The 18,139-nt window shown below is 52.3% G+C and carries 17 protein-coding genes; 16 read left to right on the top strand and 1 reads right to left on the bottom strand.

Annotation, left to right across the window (positions count from 1 at the left end):
- Positions 1-1,284 (bottom strand): citrate synthase, encoded by a 1,284-nt coding sequence (locus tag TU92_RS20365; RefSeq protein WP_112168981.1) that lies wholly within the window; start codon positions 1,282-1,284, stop codon positions 1-3.
- 757 nt (positions 1,285-2,041) lie between these two features.
- On the opposite strand from TU92_RS20365, the gene sdhC reads away from it, so the two are divergent.
- From sdhC to tolA, 16 genes are all read left to right on the top strand, one after another.
- Entirely contained in the window at positions 2,042-2,431 is a 390-nt protein-coding gene (gene sdhC / locus TU92_RS20360) for a succinate dehydrogenase cytochrome b556 subunit (RefSeq protein WP_101077384.1), read from the top strand.
- Complete coding sequence (gene sdhD / locus TU92_RS20355; RefSeq protein WP_112168980.1) at positions 2,425-2,772, top strand: succinate dehydrogenase membrane anchor subunit; 348 nt, start codon at positions 2,425-2,427, stop codon at positions 2,770-2,772. Before sdhC ends, sdhD begins: the two co-directional genes overlap by 7 nt.
- A 3-nt stretch (positions 2,773-2,775) precedes the next feature.
- Complete coding sequence (sdhA, locus tag TU92_RS20350; protein WP_112168979.1) at positions 2,776-4,542, top strand: succinate dehydrogenase flavoprotein subunit; 1,767 nt, start codon at positions 2,776-2,778, stop codon at positions 4,540-4,542.
- Between the two features lie 19 nt (positions 4,543-4,561).
- Positions 4,562-5,278, top strand: a complete 717-nt coding sequence (locus TU92_RS20345; protein ID WP_112168978.1) for a succinate dehydrogenase iron-sulfur subunit — start codon at positions 4,562-4,564, stop codon at positions 5,276-5,278.
- A gap of 429 nt (positions 5,279-5,707) precedes the next feature.
- Positions 5,708-8,515, top strand: a complete 2,808-nt coding sequence (gene sucA / locus TU92_RS20340; protein WP_112168977.1) for a 2-oxoglutarate dehydrogenase E1 component — start codon at positions 5,708-5,710, stop codon at positions 8,513-8,515.
- 46 nt (positions 8,516-8,561) lie between these two features.
- Positions 8,562-9,794 carry a 2-oxoglutarate dehydrogenase complex dihydrolipoyllysine-residue succinyltransferase gene (gene odhB, locus TU92_RS20335; RefSeq protein WP_112168976.1) on the top strand — a complete coding sequence of 411 codons (1,233 nt, stop codon included), beginning with the start codon at positions 8,562-8,564 and terminating at the stop codon, positions 9,792-9,794.
- A 100-nt stretch (positions 9,795-9,894) separates the two neighbouring features.
- Positions 9,895-11,061 (top strand): ADP-forming succinate--CoA ligase subunit beta, encoded by a 1,167-nt coding sequence (gene sucC / locus TU92_RS20330; RefSeq protein WP_056771651.1) that lies wholly within the window; start codon positions 9,895-9,897, stop codon positions 11,059-11,061.
- Positions 11,061-11,933, top strand: a complete 873-nt coding sequence (gene sucD / locus TU92_RS20325; RefSeq protein ID WP_056771654.1) for a succinate--CoA ligase subunit alpha — start codon at positions 11,061-11,063, stop codon at positions 11,931-11,933. The genes sucC and sucD overlap by 1 nt, the downstream gene beginning before the upstream one ends.
- Positions 11,934-12,651: 718 nt before the next feature.
- Complete coding sequence (gene cydA, locus TU92_RS20320) at positions 12,652-14,220, top strand: cytochrome ubiquinol oxidase subunit I (protein ID WP_112168975.1); 1,569 nt, start codon at positions 12,652-12,654, stop codon at positions 14,218-14,220.
- A gap of 14 nt (positions 14,221-14,234) precedes the next feature.
- Entirely contained in the window at positions 14,235-15,374 is a 1,140-nt protein-coding gene (gene cydB / locus TU92_RS20315) for a cytochrome d ubiquinol oxidase subunit II (RefSeq protein WP_112168974.1), read from the top strand.
- Positions 15,375-15,384: 10 nt separating this feature from the next.
- Positions 15,385-15,498 carry a cytochrome bd-I oxidase subunit CydX gene (cydX, locus tag TU92_RS20310; RefSeq protein WP_013576433.1) on the top strand — a complete coding sequence of 38 codons (114 nt, stop codon included), beginning with the start codon at positions 15,385-15,387 and terminating at the stop codon, positions 15,496-15,498.
- On the top strand, positions 15,498-15,791 hold the full coding sequence (ybgE, locus tag TU92_RS20305) for a cyd operon protein YbgE (RefSeq protein ID WP_112168973.1): 294 nt from the start codon (positions 15,498-15,500) through the stop codon (positions 15,789-15,791). Before cydX ends, ybgE begins: the two co-directional genes overlap by 1 nt.
- A gap of 138 nt (positions 15,792-15,929) precedes the next feature.
- Positions 15,930-16,334, top strand: coding sequence for a tol-pal system-associated acyl-CoA thioesterase (gene ybgC / locus TU92_RS20300; protein WP_112168972.1), 405 nt, complete (start codon positions 15,930-15,932; stop codon positions 16,332-16,334).
- On the top strand, positions 16,331-17,020 hold the full coding sequence (tolQ, locus tag TU92_RS20295) for a Tol-Pal system protein TolQ (RefSeq protein WP_056771666.1): 690 nt from the start codon (positions 16,331-16,333) through the stop codon (positions 17,018-17,020). Before ybgC ends, tolQ begins: the two co-directional genes overlap by 4 nt.
- 11 nt (positions 17,021-17,031) lie before the next feature.
- Positions 17,032-17,463, top strand: coding sequence for a colicin uptake protein TolR (tolR, locus tag TU92_RS20290; RefSeq protein WP_112168971.1), 432 nt, complete (start codon positions 17,032-17,034; stop codon positions 17,461-17,463).
- Between the two features lie 114 nt (positions 17,464-17,577).
- Positions 17,578-18,139, top strand: a 562-nt coding sequence (gene tolA / locus TU92_RS20285; RefSeq protein ID WP_112168970.1) for a cell envelope integrity protein TolA, incomplete at its 3' end; no start/stop codon positions are given.

Raw genomic sequence — 18,139 nt, 5'->3', positions numbered from 1 at the left:
TTATTTTTTCAGCTGAGAATGGAAATCACGTTTGTCGTAGCCGGTGTAGAGCTGACGAGGGCGGGCGATTTTAATGCCGTCCTGGTGCATTTCGCTCCAGTGTGCAATCCAGCCCACGGTACGCGCCATCGCAAAGATAACGGTAAACATGGAAGACGGAATGCCCATCGCTTTCAGGATGATGCCGGAGTAGAAATCGACGTTCGGATACAGTTTCTTCTCGATGAAGTACGGATCATTCAGCGCGATGTTCTCGAGCTCCATCGCCACTTCCAGCAGGTTATCTTTCAGATCCAGCTCTTTAAGCACTTCATGACAGGTTTCACGCATTACGGTGGCGCGCGGGTCATAGTTTTTATAAACACGGTGACCAAAGCCCATCAGGCGGAACGAATCATTTTTATCTTTTGCGCGTTTAACGAACTCAGGGATGTGATCCACGCTGCTGATTTCTTCCAGCATTTTCAACGCGGCTTCGTTGGCACCGCCGTGAGCCGGTCCCCACAGTGAGGCGATACCTGCAGCGATACAGGCGAACGGGTTAGCGCCACTTGAGCCAGCGGTACGCACTGTTGACGTTGAGGCGTTTTGTTCGTGGTCGGCGTGCAGGATCAAAATTCGGTCCATTGCACGTTCCAGAATCGGGTTCACTTTGTATTCTTCACACGGGGTGGAGAACATCATGTGCAGGAAGTTGCCAGCATAGGATAGGTCGTTGCGCGGATACACGAACGGCTGGCCGATAGAATATTTGTAGCACATCGCGGCAACGGTCGGCATTTTGGACAGCAGACGGTAAGCGGCGATTTCGCGGTGACGTTCGTTTTCGACGTCAATGGAGTCGTGATAGAACGCGGCCAGCGCGCCGGTCACGCCGCACAGGACGGCCATCGGGTGAGAGTCACGACGGAAACCGTGGAACAGACGGGTGATCTGCTCGTGCACCATAGTGTGACGGGTCACATTGGTTTTGAATTCTTCGAATTGCTTCGGTGTCGGGGTTTCGCCGTTCAGCAGCAGGTAGCTCACTTCCAGGAAGTTAGACTCTTGCGCCAGCTGATCAATCGGGAAACCGCGGTGCAGCAGAATGCCTTCTTCACCATCAATGTAGGTGATTTTGGATTCGCAGGATGCAGTAGACGTGAAACCGGGATCATAGGTAAAAAGGCCTTTTGAACCGAGGGTGCGGATATCAATTTCATCCTGGCCCAGCGTGCCGGACAGCACATCCAGTTCAATCGGGTCGTGACCTTGTAGGGTAAGTGTCGCTTTCTTATCAGCCATTTACAGTCTCCTTAGCGCCTTATTTTTAAAAATCGATAACAACAGAAATGCCTGGAAGCGACGCCTTGTAAGGTCATTATTATTATCAGCCTTAACTCTGCGATCGTATCGGAAGGGAACGTAGAGCTGAGTCGAATTGCAGTCTCAGACTGCTCTGTGACAAACAAGCGGCGTTTCATCGTTGTTAAAGATTCGGTAAATCATTACTGTTCTGTCGCTCAGTACCAATGAAGAGGTTGAGGATTTACACAATCACCACTTTTGCATAACTTGGCCCGACAGGGAAGACCCCGTCTTACGATTGTGTGATCCACTGATTCTCTTAATACTTTCCCCTTTTTGGTGCGTGAGGGTAAAGCCGGTATGTGCTCAGTATCACAGTCCTATAGGGATGATTCATATGTAATGGAAATGTTGATCAAATGTCAAACTCGATAATTTATTTTGTGCGATTTATTGAATTTGGGAGCTAACTCACTGTTTCGCAGAAATGTGAATAAAGCATTTGTAGGGCAATTGTAATAAGAATGTGATCAACCTATACTTCGACGAGGTCTCCGGGCAAACCCTGAAGTAGGAGCACCCAGCGTTATTTTCTGAGCATTTCGCGTTTCCCAAACGTAAAAACTGAGAAAATGCATCACGCGCCGTTTAAGCACATTGGATGTCGTTGTTTGAGCGCGAGGGATGAAGGCTTACAGTCTTAATGCTGTCTGACACTGCTCCAGACCGGAGGAAGTAAAATAATAAGAGCTGTGTGGGCAAAACCGTGAAAAAACAAAGACCTGTCAATCTGGATCTGCAAACGATCCGGTTTCCCGTTACTGCGATAGCGTCCATCTTACACCGAGTCTCTGGCGTAATAACCTTCGTCGCCGTCGGTATCCTCCTCTGGCTGCTAGGCCTGTCACTCTCTTCTCCTGAAGGGTTTGCGCAAGCGGCTGCCATCATGAATAGCTTCTTCGTCAAATTCATCTTCTGGGGAATACTCACTGCGCTGGCCTATCACGTCTGCGGTGGCATCCGCCACTTGCTGATGGATTTTGGCTATATCGAAGAGAGTTTGGCTGCCGGTACCCGTTCTGCCCAGGTGGCAATCGGTCTGACCGTCGTGCTGTCAATTCTGGCTGGAGTCCTCGTATGGTAAGCAATGTTTCTGCATTAGGGCGCAATGGTGTGCACGACTGGCTGTTACTTCGTGCTTCCGCAATTATTCTCACCCTGTACATCCTTTATATTCTGGGCTTCGTGGTTCTGGCCCAGGAACTGACGTTTGATGTCTGGCATGGCTTCTTCGCTTCCTCCATCACCAAAGTATTCACACTGCTGGCGCTGCTGTCGATTTTGATTCATGCGTGGATCGGCATGTGGCAGGTGTTAACGGACTATGTCAAACCGGTAGCTGTTCGACTGGTGCTGCAACTGGCCATCGTCGTCACGTTAGTGGTTTACCTACTTTACGGAACAATTGTTGTTTGGGGAGCGTAGTAAATGAATCTGCCAGTCAGAGAGTTTGATGCTGTAGTGATCGGTGCAGGTGGCGCCGGTATGCGTGCAGCATTACAGATTTCACAAACGGGCCAGACCTGTGCCCTGATTTCCAAAGTCTTCCCGACCCGCTCCCATACGGTGTCAGCGCAGGGCGGTATTACCGTCGCGCTGGGCAACACCCATGAGGATGACTGGGAATGGCATATGTACGACACCGTAAAAGGTTCCGACTACATCGGTGATCAGGACGCCATTGAATATATGTGTAAAACCGGGCCGGAAGCGATTCTGGAACTCGAACACATGGGTCTGCCTTTCTCCCGTCTTGAAGATGGCCGTATTTATCAGCGTCCGTTTGGTGGCCAGTCGAAGAACTTCGGCGGCGAGCAGGCGGCCCGCACAGCAGCAGCCGCTGACCGTACCGGCCACGCATTGCTGCACACGCTGTATCAGCAAAACCTGAAAAACGGCACCACGATTTTCTCCGAATGGTATTCACTGGATTTAGTGAAGAATCAGGACGGCGCGATCGTCGGCTGTACGGCTATCTGCATCGAAACTGGTGAAGTGGTCTACTTCAAAGCCAAAGCGACCGTGCTGGCAACCGGCGGTGCAGGCCGTATTTACCAGTCCACCACTAACGCACACATCAATACCGGCGACGGTGTGGGTATGGCGCTGCGCGCTGGCGTGCCAGTGCAGGATATGGAAATGTGGCAATTCCACCCGACCGGTATCGCCGGTGCGGGCGTTCTGGTCACAGAAGGCTGCCGTGGTGAAGGCGGTTATTTGCTCAATAAAGACGGCGAACGTTTCATGGAACGTTATGCGCCGAATGCCAAAGACCTTGCGGGTCGTGACGTGGTGGCTCGTTCCATCATGATCGAAATCCGTGAAGGCCGTGGCTGCGAAGGTCCGTGGGGCCCGCACGTAAAACTGAAACTCGATCATCTGGGTCGTGAAGTGCTGGAATCCCGCCTGCCGGGCATTCTCGAACTCTCCCGCACCTTTGCCCACGTGGATCCCATCAAAGAGCCGATCCCTGTTCTGCCAACCTGCCATTACATGATGGGCGGTATTCCGACCAAAGTGACCGGTCAGGCACTGCGTGTGAACGAGAAGGGCGAAGACGTGGTGATCCCAGGGCTGTTCGCGGTCGGCGAAATTGCCTGTGTTTCCGTTCACGGTGCCAACCGCCTCGGTGGCAACTCGCTGCTGGATCTGGTGGTGTTTGGTCGCGCTGCCGGTATGCACTTGCAGGAATCTATCAATGAGCAGGGCGACAGCCGTGAAGCCTCTCAGGACGACATTGATGTGTCTCTTGAGCGTCTCAATCGCTGGAACAATACCCGTTCCGGTGAAGATCCGGTGGCTATCCGCAAAGACTTGCAAGCCTGTATGCAGAACAACTTCTCGGTATTCCGCGAAGGCGATGCGATGGCTGAAGGTCTGGAACAGCTGAAAGTGATCCGCGAACGTCTGAAAACGGCCCGTCTGGACGATACCTCGACGGAGTTCAACACTCAGCGCGTGGAATGTCTGGAGCTGGATAACCTGATGGAAACCGCGTTCTCGACGGCTGTCTCCGCAAACTACCGCACCGAAAGCCGTGGCGCTCACAGCCGCTTTGACTTCCCGGATCGTGATGATGCGAACTGGTTGTGCCACACGCTGTATCAGCCGGAAACCGAAAGCATGACCCGCCGTGAGGTGAACATGCAGCCTAAGCTTCGCGCGGCGTTCCCGCCGAAAGCGCGTACTTACTAGGGCGTAGCGGAGACAGAATATGAAACTCGAATTTTCGATTTATCGCTATAACCCGGACGTCGATGACGTCCCGTACATGAAAGACTATGTGCTGGAAGCCCAGGAAGGGCGCGACATGATGTTGCTTGATGCGCTGATTTTGCTGAAAGAGCAGGATCCGACGCTGGCCTTCCGCCGCTCTTGCCGTGAAGGCGTTTGTGGTTCAGACGGTCTGAACATGAACGGGAAAAACGGTCTGGCCTGTATCACGCCGGTCTCGACGTTACGTCATGGCAGCAAGAAGATTGTTATCCGTCCGTTACCTGGGTTACCGGTTGTGCGCGACCTTGTAGTGGACATGGGGCAATTCTATAAGCAGTATGAGAAGATTAAGCCTTACTTGTTGAATGATGGGAAAAATCCTCCGGCGCGTGAGCATTTGCAAATGCCGGAAGAACGCGAAAAACTCGACGGATTGTACGAATGTATTCTCTGCGCCTGTTGCTCGACGTCGTGCCCGTCCTTCTGGTGGAACCCGGACAAGTTTGTCGGTCCGGCAGGTCTTCTGGCCGCTTACCGTTTCCTGATCGACAGCCGCGATACCGAAACACAACCGCGTCTCGACGATCTGAATGATGCTTTCAGCGTATTCCGCTGCCACAGCATCATGAACTGTGTGAGTGTGTGTCCGAAAGGGCTAAATCCGACCAAAGCTATCGGGCATATCAAATCGATGCTGCTACAACGCGGTGCCTGACAAGATAAGCCATGCCACAGCGGGAACTCAGGTTCCCGCTGTTATTTACTCATAAGCGCTACTTACAATAGTTACAAATGTGCTAACTGAGGCGCTGATAGCAAATAAGTAAATTTTTAATAACAAAGTAGCAACAAGTGCAACAAAGTTGCGCCTGACTGGAGTAAGATAGTTGGGTAAAAATCAGGGACATCAGTTTCAGCTGTTTTTACAGATAAGTGGCATACAAGGTGTCGCCAGGGGGAGAAAGATAAGCAGGGCAACTTCAAAAGTCAGTCACGCGCATGGCGGATTTTTGAAGGTTCCTTGAAGAGCCAAACGCTCAACCAACGAACTGTTTTAGTAAGGAAAACCGTTTTACCGCGGTGTATCACGGTCATTATTATTAACCACGGCGAAAACTAAAGCTTCAAAGCTTAAGGGATCACGATGCAGAACGGCGCAATGAAGGCCTGGCTGGATTCCTCCTATCTGGCGGGTGCGAACCAGTCTTACATAGAACAACTCTATGAAGACTACTTAACCGATCCTGGTTCCGTTGACGATAGCTGGCGTTCGATTTTTAAACAGCTACCAACAGTGGGTGTGAAACCAGAGCAACTCCATTCTCAAACACGGGACTACTTCCGCCGTCTGGCGAAAGATGCGTCACGTTATAACTCCTCCATCAGCGATCCTGAAACGGATGCCAAGCAAGTTAAGGTGTTGCAGTTAATCAACGCCTTCCGCTTCCGTGGCCATCAGAACGCGAACCTTGATCCCCTCGGCCTGTGGAAACTGGACGATGTGCCCGATCTTGACCCTGCGTTCCACCATCTGACCGAAGCTGATTTCCAGGAAACCTTCAACGTCGGTTCTTTTGCCATCGGCAAAGAAACCATGCAGCTCGGCGAGCTGTATAAAGCCCTGAAGCAGACCTATTGCGGCTCCATCGGTGTGGAATACATGCACATCACCAACACCGAAGAGAAACGCTGGATCCAGCAGCGTGTCGAATCCGTGGTCGGTCGTGCAAACTTCACCAATGAAGAAAAGAAAACGTTCCTGAAAGAGCTGACCGCAGCAGAAGGTCTGGAACGTTATCTGGGCGCGAAATTCCCGGGAGCTAAACGCTTCTCCCTGGAAGGTGGCGATGCGCTGGTTCCGATGCTGAAAGACATGATCCGTCACGCGGGCAAAAATGGAACGCGTGAAGTGGTGCTGGGTATGGCGCACCGTGGTCGTCTGAACGTGTTGATCAACGTGCTGGGTAAAAAACCTCAGGATCTGTTTGACGAATTCTCCGGCAAACATAAAGAACACCTGGGCACCGGTGACGTGAAATACCACATGGGCTATTCGTCTGATGTGGAAACCGAAGGCGGTATGGTTCACCTGGCGCTGGCGTTTAACCCGTCGCATTTGGAAATCGTCAGCCCGGTCGTCATCGGTTCTGTCCGTGCTCGTCGCGACCGTCTGGACGAAGCGCGCAGCAACATGGTTCTGCCAATCACCATTCACGGTGACGCGGCGATTACCGGTCAGGGCGTGGTTCAGGAAACACTGAACATGTCGCTGGCGCGCGGTTATGAAGTGGGCGGTACTGTGCGTATCGTCATTAATAACCAGGTGGGCTTCACCACCTCGAACCCGAAAGATGCGCGTTCTACCGATTATTGTACCGATATCGCGAAAATGGTGCAGGCGCCGATTTTCCACGTCAATGCGGATGACCCGGAAGCTGTCGCTTTCGTGACCCGTCTGGCGCTGGATTTCCGCAATACTTTTAAACGCGATGTCATGATTGATCTGGTTTGCTACCGTCGCCACGGCCATAACGAAGCCGATGAGCCAAGCGCAACGCAGCCACTGATGTACAACAAGATCAAGAAACACCCGACACCGCGCAAAATCTATGCAGACATTCTGACTGAGCAGAACGTTGCCAGCCTGGAAGATGCGACCGAAATGGTCAATCTGTACCGCGATGCGCTGGATGCCGGTGAGTGTGTGGTGGAAGAGTGGCGTCAAAATGACATGCACACGTTCACCTGGTCACCGTATCTGAACCACGAGTGGGACGAAGCTTACCCGAATAAGGTGGAGTTCAAACGTCTGCAGGAGCTGGCGCGTCGCGTCAGCCATGTACCGGACGCTATCGAAATGCAGTCCCGCGTGGCCAAGATTTATGGCGACCGTAACGAGATGGCTGAAGGGAACAAGAAGTTTGACTGGGGCGGTGCCGAAAATCTGGCTTACGCCACGCTGGTCGACGAAGGTATTCCTATCCGTCTGTCCGGTGAAGATACCGGTCGCGGAACCTTCTTCCACCGTCACGCGGTGATCCACAACCAGAAAAACGGTTCTGTGTATGTGCCGCTGTCGAATATTCACAACAGCCAGGGCGAATTCAACGTCTGGGACTCCGTGCTTTCCGAAGAAGCGGTGCTGGCGTTTGAATACGGTTATGCCACGGCTGAACCGCGTACGCTGACTATCTGGGAAGCGCAGTTCGGCGATTTCGCCAACGGTGCTCAGGTGGTCATCGACCAGTTCATCAGCTCCGGCGAGCAAAAATGGGGCCGCATGTGTGGTCTGGTGATGCTGCTGCCGCACGGCTACGAAGGGCAGGGGCCGGAGCACTCCTCCGCGCGTCTGGAACGCTATCTGCAACTTTGCGCTGAGCAAAACATGCAGGTATGTATCCCGTCTACCCCGGCGCAGGTTTATCACATGATCCGTCGTCAGGCGCTGCGCGGTATGCGTCGTCCGCTGATCGTGATGTCACCGAAGTCTCTGTTGCGTCATCCGCTGGCGGTTTCCACGCTGGACGAACTGGCCAACGGCAGCTTCCTGCCGGCCATTGGTGAAGTGGACGAACTGGATCCGAAACAGGTTAAGCGCGTCGTGATGTGTTCAGGTAAGGTCTACTATGATCTGCTGGAACAGCGTCGTAAGAACGAAAAAACCGACGTCGCGATCGTCCGTATCGAACAGCTGTATCCGTTCCCGCACAAGGCCATTCAGGAAGTGCTGGAACAATACGCGCACGTTCATGATTTCGTCTGGTGTCAGGAAGAGCCGCTGAATCAGGGCGCATGGTACTGCAGCCAACACAATTTCCGTGAAGTGATTCCTTTCGGGGCTTCTTTACGTTACGCAGGACGCCCGGCCTCTGCCTCTCCGGCAGTCGGCTACATGTCCGTTCACCAGAAGCAACAGCAAGATCTGGTTAACGATGCGCTGAACGTTAAATAACCGCGTTGGTGTCAGTTAACCATATGGAACATAAGAAGGATTGATAATGAGTAGCGTAGATATTCTGGTCCCTGACCTTCCTGAATCCGTTGCGGATGCGACGGTTGCCACCTGGCACAAAAAGCCGGGCGACAGTGTTGAGCGTGACGATGTACTGGTAGAAATCGAAACCGATAAAGTGGTTCTGGAAGTGCCGGCGAGCGAAGCCGGTATTCTGGACAGCATCATCGAAGACGAAGGCGCAACGGTGATTTCCCGTCAGATTCTGGCGCGCATTCGTCCGGGTAACAGCTCTGGTAAGCCAAGCACTGAGAAAAGCTCCGATAAAGAAGCGACTCCTGCGGCACGCCACACAGCTGCGCTGGAAGAAGAGAGCAGCGACGCCCTCAGCCCGGCGATCCGCCGCCTGATTGCAGAACATTCTCTTGATGCCAACGCCATTAAAGGCAGCGGTGTGGGCGGTCGTCTGACCCGTGAAGACGTAGAGCAACACCTGGCGAAAGCCAAAGATGCGAAACCTGCAACCGCACCTGCTTCAGCGCCTGCTGCCAGCGAAACACCGGCACCGGCTCTGGGTTCACGCAGCGAAAAACGCGTACCGATGACCCGTCTGCGTAAACGCGTTGCCGAGCGTCTGCTGGAAGCCAAGAACAGCACTGCGATGCTGACCACCTTTAACGAAATCAATATGAAGCCAATCATGGATCTGCGTAAGCAGTACGGTGATGGTTTCGAAAAACGTCACGGTGTGCGTCTGGGCTTCATGTCTTTCTATCTGAAAGCCGTGGTTGAAGCGCTGAAACGCTATCCGGAAGTGAACGCCTCCATTGATGGCGAAGATGTGGTTTACCATAACTACTTCGACGTCAGCATTGCCGTTTCAACGCCACGTGGCCTGGTGACCCCGGTTCTGCGTGATGTGGATACGCTGGGCATGGCGGATATCGAGAAGAAAATCAAAGAGCTGGCGATCAAAGGCCGTGACGGCAAATTGAAAGTTGAAGAACTGACCGGCGGTAACTTTACTGTGACCAACGGCGGCGTCTTTGGCTCCCTGATGTCTACTCCGATTATCAACCCACCGCAGAGCGCGATCCTCGGCATGCACGCCATTAAAGATCGTCCGATGGCAGTGAATGGTCAGGTCGTGATCTTGCCAATGATGTATCTGGCACTGTCCTACGACCACCGTCTGGTTGATGGCCGCGAATCGGTCGGCTTCCTGGTGACCATTAAAGAGATGCTGGAAGATCCGGCTCGTCTGCTGTTGGACGTTTAGTCCCCGGTTGCCGTAAGTAAAAGAGATCTCGACCCTCAGTGGCACGGTTCGCTGTGCCACTGATAAAGCCCTCCTACTGAATAAGAATGGATAGAACATCATGAATTTACATGAGTATCAGGCGAAACAGCTTTTCCTGCGCTACGGCCTGCCAGCACCATCAGGCTTCGCCTGTTCCACCCCGCGTGAAGCGGAAGAGGCTGCATCGAAAATCGGTGCCGGTCCGTGGGTGGTGAAATGTCAGGTTCATGCCGGTGGTCGCGGTAAAGCGGGCGGCGTGAAAGTGGTGAAAAGCAAAGAAGAAATTCGTGCTTTCGCTGAACATTGGCTGGGCAAACGTCTGGTGACTTACCAGACAGACGCACAGGGCCAGCCGGTTAACCAGATCCTGGTTGAAGCGGCGACTGACATTGATAAAGAATTGTACCTCGGCGCGGTAGTCGATCGCAGCTCCCGTCGCGTGGTGTTCATGGCGTCTACTGAAGGCGGCGTGGAAATTGAAAAAGTGGCGGAAGAAACCCCGCACCTGATCCACAAAGTGGCACTGGATCCGCTGGCTGGTCCGCAGCCGTATCAGGGCCGCGAACTGGCCTTCAAACTGGGTCTGACCGGTAAGCAGGTTCAGCAGTTCACTAAGATCTTCATGGGTCTGGCGAACATCTTCCTTGAGCGCGATCTGGCGCTGATCGAAATCAACCCGCTGGTGGTGACCACCGCCGGTGACCTGATTTGCCTTGATGGCAAACTGGGCGCGGACGGTAACGCCTTGTTCCGTCAGCCAGAACTGCGCGAAATGCGTGACCACAGTCAGGAAGATGCCCGCGAAGCTCAGGCTGCACAGTGGGAATTGAACTACGTGGCGCTCGACGGCAACATCGGTTGCATGGTGAACGGTGCCGGTCTGGCAATGGGCACTATGGACATCGTGAAACTGCACGGTGGCGAACCGGCTAACTTCCTCGACGTGGGCGGCGGTGCGACTAAAGAACGCGTGACCGAAGCTTTCAAAATCATTCTTTCGGATGAAAAAGTGAAAGCCGTCTTCGTTAACATCTTCGGCGGTATCGTTCGTTGCGACCTGATCGCCGACGGTATCATCGGTGCGGTGGAAGAAGTGGGCGTCAGCGTGCCGGTTGTGGTGCGTCTTGAAGGTAACAATGCCGAGCTGGGTGCCAAAAAACTGGCGGACAGCGGTTTGAACATCATTGCAGCGACCAGCCTGACGAATGCGGCTCAACAAGTTGTCGCGGCAGTGGAGGGGAAATAATGTCGATTTTAATCAACAAGAACACCAAAGTTATCTGCCAGGGTTTCACCGGTAGCCAGGGGACTTTCCACTCCGAACAAGCCATCGCTTATGGCACAAAAATGGTCGGCGGCGTGACGCCGGGTAAAGGCGGCACCGAACATCTGGGTCTGCCAGTATTTAACACCGTGCGTGAAGCGGTAGAAACCACCGGCGCCACCGCGTCTGTGATTTATGTTCCGGCACCGTTCTGCAAAGATTCCATTCTGGAAGCGCTGGATGCGGGTATCAAGCTTATCATCTGTATTACCGAAGGCATCCCGACGCTGGATATGCTGGTTGTGAAGATGAAGCTCGACCAAAGCGATGCGGTCATGATCGGGCCAAACTGCCCGGGCGTGATCACACCGGGCGAATGCAAAATCGGCATCATGCCGGGCCACATTCACCTGCCGGGCAAAGTGGGCATCGTTTCCCGCTCCGGTACATTGACTTATGAAGCCGTTAAGCAGACGACTGATTACGGTTACGGCCAGTCCACCTGCGTCGGTATCGGCGGTGACCCGATCCCGGGTTCTAACTTCATCGATATTCTGAAGCTGTTCCAGGAAGATCCGCAGACTGAAGTGATCGTGATGATCGGTGAGATCGGTGGTAATGCGGAAGAAGAAGCAGCAGCTTATATCAAAGCACACGTGACCAAACCGGTTGTAGGTTATATCGCTGGTGTGACTGCGCCGAAAGGCAAACGTATGGGCCACGCTGGCGCCATCATTGCCGGTGGTAAAGGCACTGCAGATGATAAATTTGCTGCGCTGGAAGCGGCCGGTGTAAAAACCGTTCGCAGCCTGGCTGATATCGGTGAAGCAGTAAAATCACTGCTGCCACAGTAAGTACGACATCGCCTGCCAGAAAAATTCTGGCGGGTTGAAAGCGACAAAGATTCGACATGTTGGTCACCTTCGGGTGACCTTTTTTATTGCTGCTATAATGTTTAACAATAACCGATTTAAGTCATATTTATTAACAACGCACGATAGGTTCACTGGGAATGGAAAGTTAATAAATAGGGATTTTAAAGTAGCTGGATGAGTATTATTGCCAACCATATAAACACAATTAATTAACAATAAAGTCATCATTAAAGTGTATTGAAACCCATCAGTAACATCCGGAAATATTTTTTTGGAATTTGCGGTATCTTATATAGAAATAAACAATGAGATGGGCTTAAATTGCGTCAGATCAATTTCACCCGATGAGGCAGATCTGAGCGCTAATTGACCTGTATGCGTAAATCCGCTTTGGGTCACTAAAAAACCTATTTATTGTGTGGAATTAGTGGCGTAACATATCAGCCCTGTAACATCAGTATTTTGTATGTTTACTTTTCCCGAAATTTTTCCTGTCCGCAAAGCCCTGTTCGAGGCTGAAAGGTCGGTTTTTTGTCGGGTATCAGAGTGCCTGCGAGCCGGTCTTACTCCGTCATATCGCAGACATTTCTGTTCTGCACACATTTGATTTGAATTCTGGTAGTCATGAGGCGTTCCGGGTGACCGATTCGTCAGAGATCGCAAGTTGGGGTCTTCCTCCGAGGAGCAAGGGGTCAAGATGTTTGATATCGTTGAACTGTCGCGTTTACAGTTTGCTTTAACAGCCATGTACCATTTCCTATTTGTCCCATTAACGCTGGGTATGGCGTTTTTACTGGCAATTATGGAAACGGTTTATGTGCTTTCGGGCAAACAAATCTATAAAGATATGACCAAATTCTGGGGCAAACTTTTTGCAATTAACTTTGCACTTGGTGTCGCCACCGGTTTAACCATGGAATTCCAGTTCGGGACCAACTGGTCATATTTCTCACATTACGTCGGTGATATCTTCGGTGCGCCTCTGGCGATTGAAGGTTTAATGGCGTTCTTCCTTGAATCCACATTAGTCGGCCTGTTCTTCTTTGGTTGGGATCGTCTGTCTAAAGTTCAGCATATGACGGTGACCTGGTTCGTTGCCCTCGGGTCGAACTTATCAGCATTGTGGATCCTGGTGGCGAACGGCTGGATGCAGAACCCGATTGCATCAACCTTCAACTACGAAACCATGCGCATGGAAATGGTCAGCTTCTCTGAGCTGGTTCTGAACCCGGTTGCGCAGGTTAAATTCGTTCACACCGTGGCATCCGGTTATGTGACTGGCGCGATGTTCATTCTGGCCATCAGCTCTTATTACCTGCTTAAAGGCCGTGACATCGGTTTCGCGAAGCGTTCATTCGCTATCGCCGCAAGTTTCGGTCTGGCGGCTGTACTTTCCGTTATCGTGCTGGGTGATGAGTCCGGTTACGAAATGGGTGACGTACAGAAAACGAAACTGGCTGCCATTGAAGCCGAGTGGGATACCCAACCTGCACCAGCCAGCTTCACGCTGTTCGGCATGCCGAATCAGGACAAAATGGAAAACGAATATTCTATTCAGATTCCATACCTGCTGGGGCTCATCGCAACGCGCTCGGTTGATACGCCGGTCACCGGTCTGAAAGACCTGATGGCGCAACACGAAGTGCGTATCCGCAACGGGATGAAAGCGTACACCCTGCTGGAAGAACTGCGTTCAGGTAACACTGACCCGAAAGTACGCAGCGATTTCGAAAGCGCCAAGCAGGATCTGGGCTACGGTATGTTGCTCAAACGCTATACCGATAACCCGGCTGATGCGAGTGATGCACAAATCCAGAAAGCCACCAAAGATTCTATTCCTCGCGTTCTGCCGTTGTATTTCGCATTCCGTATCATGGTTGCTTGCGGCATCCTGATGTTAGTGCTGATCGGTCTGTCCTTCTTCGCGGTGATCCGTGGCAAGATTGGTCAGAAACGCTGGCTGCACCGCGCGGTGTTCCTCGGCCTGCCATTACCGTGGATTGCTGTGGAAGCGGGCTGGTTTGTGGCGGAATACGGTCGTCAGCCTTGGGCGATTGGTGAAGTGCTACCGACTGCGGTTGCGCACTCTTCACTGACGGTAGGTGATGTACTGACGTCGATGATTCTGATCTGCGGCCTGTACACCCTGTTCCTGATCGCTGAGATGTTCCTGATGTTCAAATATGCACGCCTGGGCCCAAGCAGCCTGAAAACAGGTCGCTATCACTTTGAACAAACTCCAGCGCCACTTGAGCAAACTCGGTAAAAGGGAGTCCAAATATGTTTGATTATGAATCGCTAAGGTTCATCTGGTGGGTGCTGATTGGCGTGCTGTTTATCGGCTTCGCAGTCACCGATGGATTCGATATGGGCGTAGGCATTCTGGTGCGTATTATCGGCAAAACCGATACCGACCGCCGGGTAATGATCAACGCCATCGCCCCGCACTGGGACGGTAACCAGGTCTGGCTCATCACCGCCGGCGGCGCGCTGTTCGCTGCCTGGCCGATGGTCTACGCCGCGGCATTCTCCGGTTTCTACGCCGCGATGGTGCTGGTGCTGTGCGCCTTATTCTTCCGTCCGCTCGGTTTTGACTATCGTTCAAAAGTCGATAGCGCACGCTGGCGTGGCATGTGGGACTGGGGCATCTTCATCGGGAGCTTCGTGCCGGCATTAGTGTTCGGCGTGGCATTCGGTAACCTGTTGTTGGGCGTTCCGTTCCACATTGATAACGATCTGCGTCTCTTCTACACCGGCAACCTGTTGCAGCTGCTGAACCCGTACGGCATTCTCGCCGGTCTGGTCAGCCTGACCATGCTTATCACGCAGGGCGCAACCTATCTGCAAATGCGTACCGTGGGTGAACTGCATCTGCGTACCCGTGCGGCATCCCAGATTTCCGCGCTGGTGATGATGGTGTGCTTCCTGCTTGCCGGTATCTGGTTAGTCAAAGGGATTGATGGCTTCACCGTGACTTCAGTGATGGATCACGCGGGCCCGTCGAATCCTCTGCGCAAAACGGTATCTCACGAAGCGGGCGCCTGGCTGGCTAACTTCAATAAAACACCGGGCCTGTGGGCTATCCCTGCGCTCGGCGTTATTCTGCCGCTGCTGACCATTCTGTTCTCACGCATCAACAAGGGCGCACTGGCGTTTATCAGTAACTCACTGACTATCGCCTGTGTGATCCTGACTGCCGGTATCACCATGTTCCCGTTCGTGATGCCGTCCATTACTGAGCCGAATGCCAGCCTGACCATGTGGGATGCGACCTCCACACTGCTGACGCTGAGAGTGATGACCGTTGTAGCCTGTATCTTTGTGCCACTCATCCTGATTTACACCTCATGGGCGTATTACAAGATGTTCGGTCGCCTCGATAAAAACTACATCGAGAACAACAAGCATTCGTTGTATTAAGGAGAACACCATGTGGTATTTTGCCTGGATCCTCGGCACCTTACTGGCTTGCTCGTTTGGTATCATTACCGCGCTGGCGTTTGAGCACAGCGAAGCCAATAAAGCTGCCAAAGAAGAGAAGTAATGAGTGTGATCGCGGATAAGATTTACGCCCTCACCGATAAGGGCCCCTTGCGGGCCCTTTCACTGGTGATGTCGCTGGTTCTTGCCGGCTGTGTGTTCTGGAAACCGGGTATGTTTGCCTCGTCGACCAGTCAGCTGGAAGTGTGGCATGGGATCATTCTGATTTGGGCGGTGTGTGCTGGCGTGATCCACGGTCTGGGATTCCGCCCGCATAAGTCGATTTGGAAAGCATTCTTTTGCCCGTTGCTCGCTATGATTGCCTTAGCTGCTGGTCTTCTATACTTTTTTAGCTGAATAAATACACAGATTTACATTCAAAATCTTATGGGCCGTTCTGGCCCATAATTATTTTCAATACATCAATGCAACCCATTCCCAACCCCAGCCCTCTTGAGTATAGTAGTGCCGTCAAATTGCATTACGGGATGTACAGTGAGTAATTCGTTGTTCCGATGGCCGGTTCGTGTCTACTATGAAGACACAGACGCGGGAGGCGTGGTCTACCACGCTCGATACGTCGCCTTTTATGAAAGGGCTCGCACAGAGATGTTGCGCCAACGCAATTTTCACCAGCAACAGTTGCTGGGCGAACACGTCGCTTTTGCTGTCCGCCGCATGACGGTCGAATACTTTGCACCAGCTCGTCTAGATGACATGCTGGATGTCCAGAGTGAGATTACGTCCATTCGCGGAGCTTCTCTTACTTTTGCACAACGAATTCTTGATTCGCAAGGAAACCTTCTGAGTTCTGCGGAAGTGTTAATTGCGTGCATTGATCCACACCAAATGAAGCCACGAGCGCTTCCTAAGTCTATTGTCGCGGAGTTTAAGCAGTGACTGACATGAACATGCTTGATTTATTTTTAAAGGCCAGCATCCTGGTTAAGCTGATTATGCTTATCCTGGTGTGCTTCTCTGTCGCGTCTTGGGCAATCATCATTCAACGTACGAAAGTGCTGAATGCCGCCACCCGTGAGGCAGAAGCGTTTGAAGATAAATTCTGGTCCGGTATTGAGCTTTCCCGTTTGTATCAGGAAAGCCAGGGCCGTCGCGAAACCCTGAGCGGGGCAGAGCAAATCTTCCATTCCGGTTTTAAAGAGTTTGCACGTCTTCATCGTGCCAACAGCCATGCACCTGAATCTGTGATTGAAGGTTCTTCGCGTGCGATGCGTATTTCTTTTAACCGTGAACTCGAATCCCTTGAAATGCACATTCCATTCCTCGGCACTGTCGGTTCCATCAGCCCGTACATCGGTCTGTTTGGTACGGTCTGGGGCATCATGCACGCCTTTATCGGCTTAGGTTCTGTGAAACAGGCTACCCTGCAAATGGTTGCACCGGGTATTGCAGAAGCACTGATTGCTACTGCGATCGGTTTGTTTGCTGCTATCCCTGCGGTTATGGCGTATAACCGCCTCAACCAGCGCGTGAACAAGCTTGAGCAAAACTACGATAACTTCATGGAAGAATTTACGGCCATCCTGCACCGTCAGGCTTTCTCTCGCGAAACCAGCAGTAACTAAAGGGGGAGAGTATGGCTCGTTCACGAGGTCGTCGTAACCGTCGCGAAGGTAAGTCGGAGATCAACATTGTTCCGCTGCTGGACGTACTGCTGGTTCTGTTACTGATTTTTATGGCAACAGCACCGATTATTACTCAGAGCGTGGAAGTAGATCTGCCTGACGCGACGGATTCCAAAGCGGTATCCAGCGATGATAACCCGCCAGTGATTGTTGAAGTCTCAGGCGTCGGTCAGTACACCATTGTGGTGGATCATCAGCGTATGGAACAGTTGCCTGAACAGCAGGTTATCGCAGAAGCGACCAGCCGTATTCAGGCCAATCCGAAGACGGTCTTTCTGATCGGCGGTGCAAAAGATGTGCCTTATGATGAAATCATCAAGGCGCTGAATATGTTGCATCAGGCCGGTGTGAAATCTGTCGGATTGATGACACAACCTATCTAAGGATAGGTAATTTGTAACACTTATTTGAAACCCGGCTTTCCCTGCCTTGTTAAAAGAGAACGACAGGCACTGAAGGGATCCGGGTTTTGGTAATCCTGTCTTGGGAAATCTATTTTGGTAAAGGCAACTGCAACTGAACAAAACGATAAGCTCAAACGCGCCGTTATTGTTTCGGTCGTTCTGCATATCATCATTATAGGCCTGCTGATTTTGGGATCGCTGGACGAAGATACCAGCATGAGTGGCGGCGGTGGCGGTAGTGATATCTCCGCGGTAATGGTCGATCCCAGTGCAGTGGTCGATCAGTACAACCGTCAACAGCAGCAACAGGCTGATTCCCAACGTGCTGCAGCAGCACGTCAGAAAAAATCAGAGCAACAGGCTGAAGAATTACAGCAGAAGCAGGCGGCAGAACAACAGCGCCTGAAAGAGTTAGAGAAAGAGCGTCTGCAAGCGCAGCAGGATGCGAAGCAGCAGGCTCAGGAACAGGCCCAGCAGCAGAAACAGGCTGAACAAGCCGCTGAGCAGGCCAAAGAACAACAGAAACAAGCAGAAGCGGCTGCGGCGCAAGCCAAAGCGGAAGCAGCGAAAGAAGCTGCCGTTCAGGCTAAAGCCGATGCGGCGAAAGAAGCCGCCAAAGCCCAGGCTGATGCACAGAAAAAAGCCGCTGCTGCCG

This window comes from Rahnella inusitata (genome assembly GCF_003263515.1).
Taxonomy (GTDB): domain Bacteria; phylum Pseudomonadota; class Gammaproteobacteria; order Enterobacterales; family Enterobacteriaceae; genus Rahnella; species Rahnella inusitata.
Note: the sequence above shows the minus strand (reverse complement) of the source record. Positions and strands in the feature narration are given on the sequence as shown.

Bases quoted from the DNA above. Each gene is read 5' to 3' on its own strand.
- TU92_RS20365 (WP_112168981.1), bottom strand. From the start codon at position 1,284: ATGGCTGATAAGAAAGCGACACTTACCCTACAAGGTCACGACCCGATT.
- sdhD (WP_112168980.1), top strand. From the start codon at position 2,425: ATGGTAAGCAATGTTTCTGCATTAGGGCGCAATGGTGTGCACGACTGG.
- sdhA (WP_112168979.1), top strand. From the start codon at position 2,776: ATGAATCTGCCAGTCAGAGAGTTTGATGCTGTAGTGATCGGTGCAGGT.
- TU92_RS20345 (WP_112168978.1), top strand. From the start codon at position 4,562: ATGAAACTCGAATTTTCGATTTATCGCTATAACCCGGACGTCGATGAC.
- sucA (WP_112168977.1), top strand. From the start codon at position 5,708: ATGCAGAACGGCGCAATGAAGGCCTGGCTGGATTCCTCCTATCTGGCG.
- odhB (WP_112168976.1), top strand. From the start codon at position 8,562: ATGAGTAGCGTAGATATTCTGGTCCCTGACCTTCCTGAATCCGTTGCG.
- sucC (WP_056771651.1), top strand. From the start codon at position 9,895: ATGAATTTACATGAGTATCAGGCGAAACAGCTTTTCCTGCGCTACGGC.
- sucD (WP_056771654.1), top strand. From the start codon at position 11,061: ATGTCGATTTTAATCAACAAGAACACCAAAGTTATCTGCCAGGGTTTC.
- cydA (WP_112168975.1), top strand. From the start codon at position 12,652: ATGTTTGATATCGTTGAACTGTCGCGTTTACAGTTTGCTTTAACAGCC.
- cydB (WP_112168974.1), top strand. From the start codon at position 14,235: ATGTTTGATTATGAATCGCTAAGGTTCATCTGGTGGGTGCTGATTGGC.
- cydX (WP_013576433.1), top strand. From the start codon at position 15,385: ATGTGGTATTTTGCCTGGATCCTCGGCACCTTACTGGCTTGCTCGTTT.
- ybgE (WP_112168973.1), top strand. From the start codon at position 15,498: ATGAGTGTGATCGCGGATAAGATTTACGCCCTCACCGATAAGGGCCCC.
- tolR (WP_112168971.1), top strand. From the start codon at position 17,032: ATGGCTCGTTCACGAGGTCGTCGTAACCGTCGCGAAGGTAAGTCGGAG.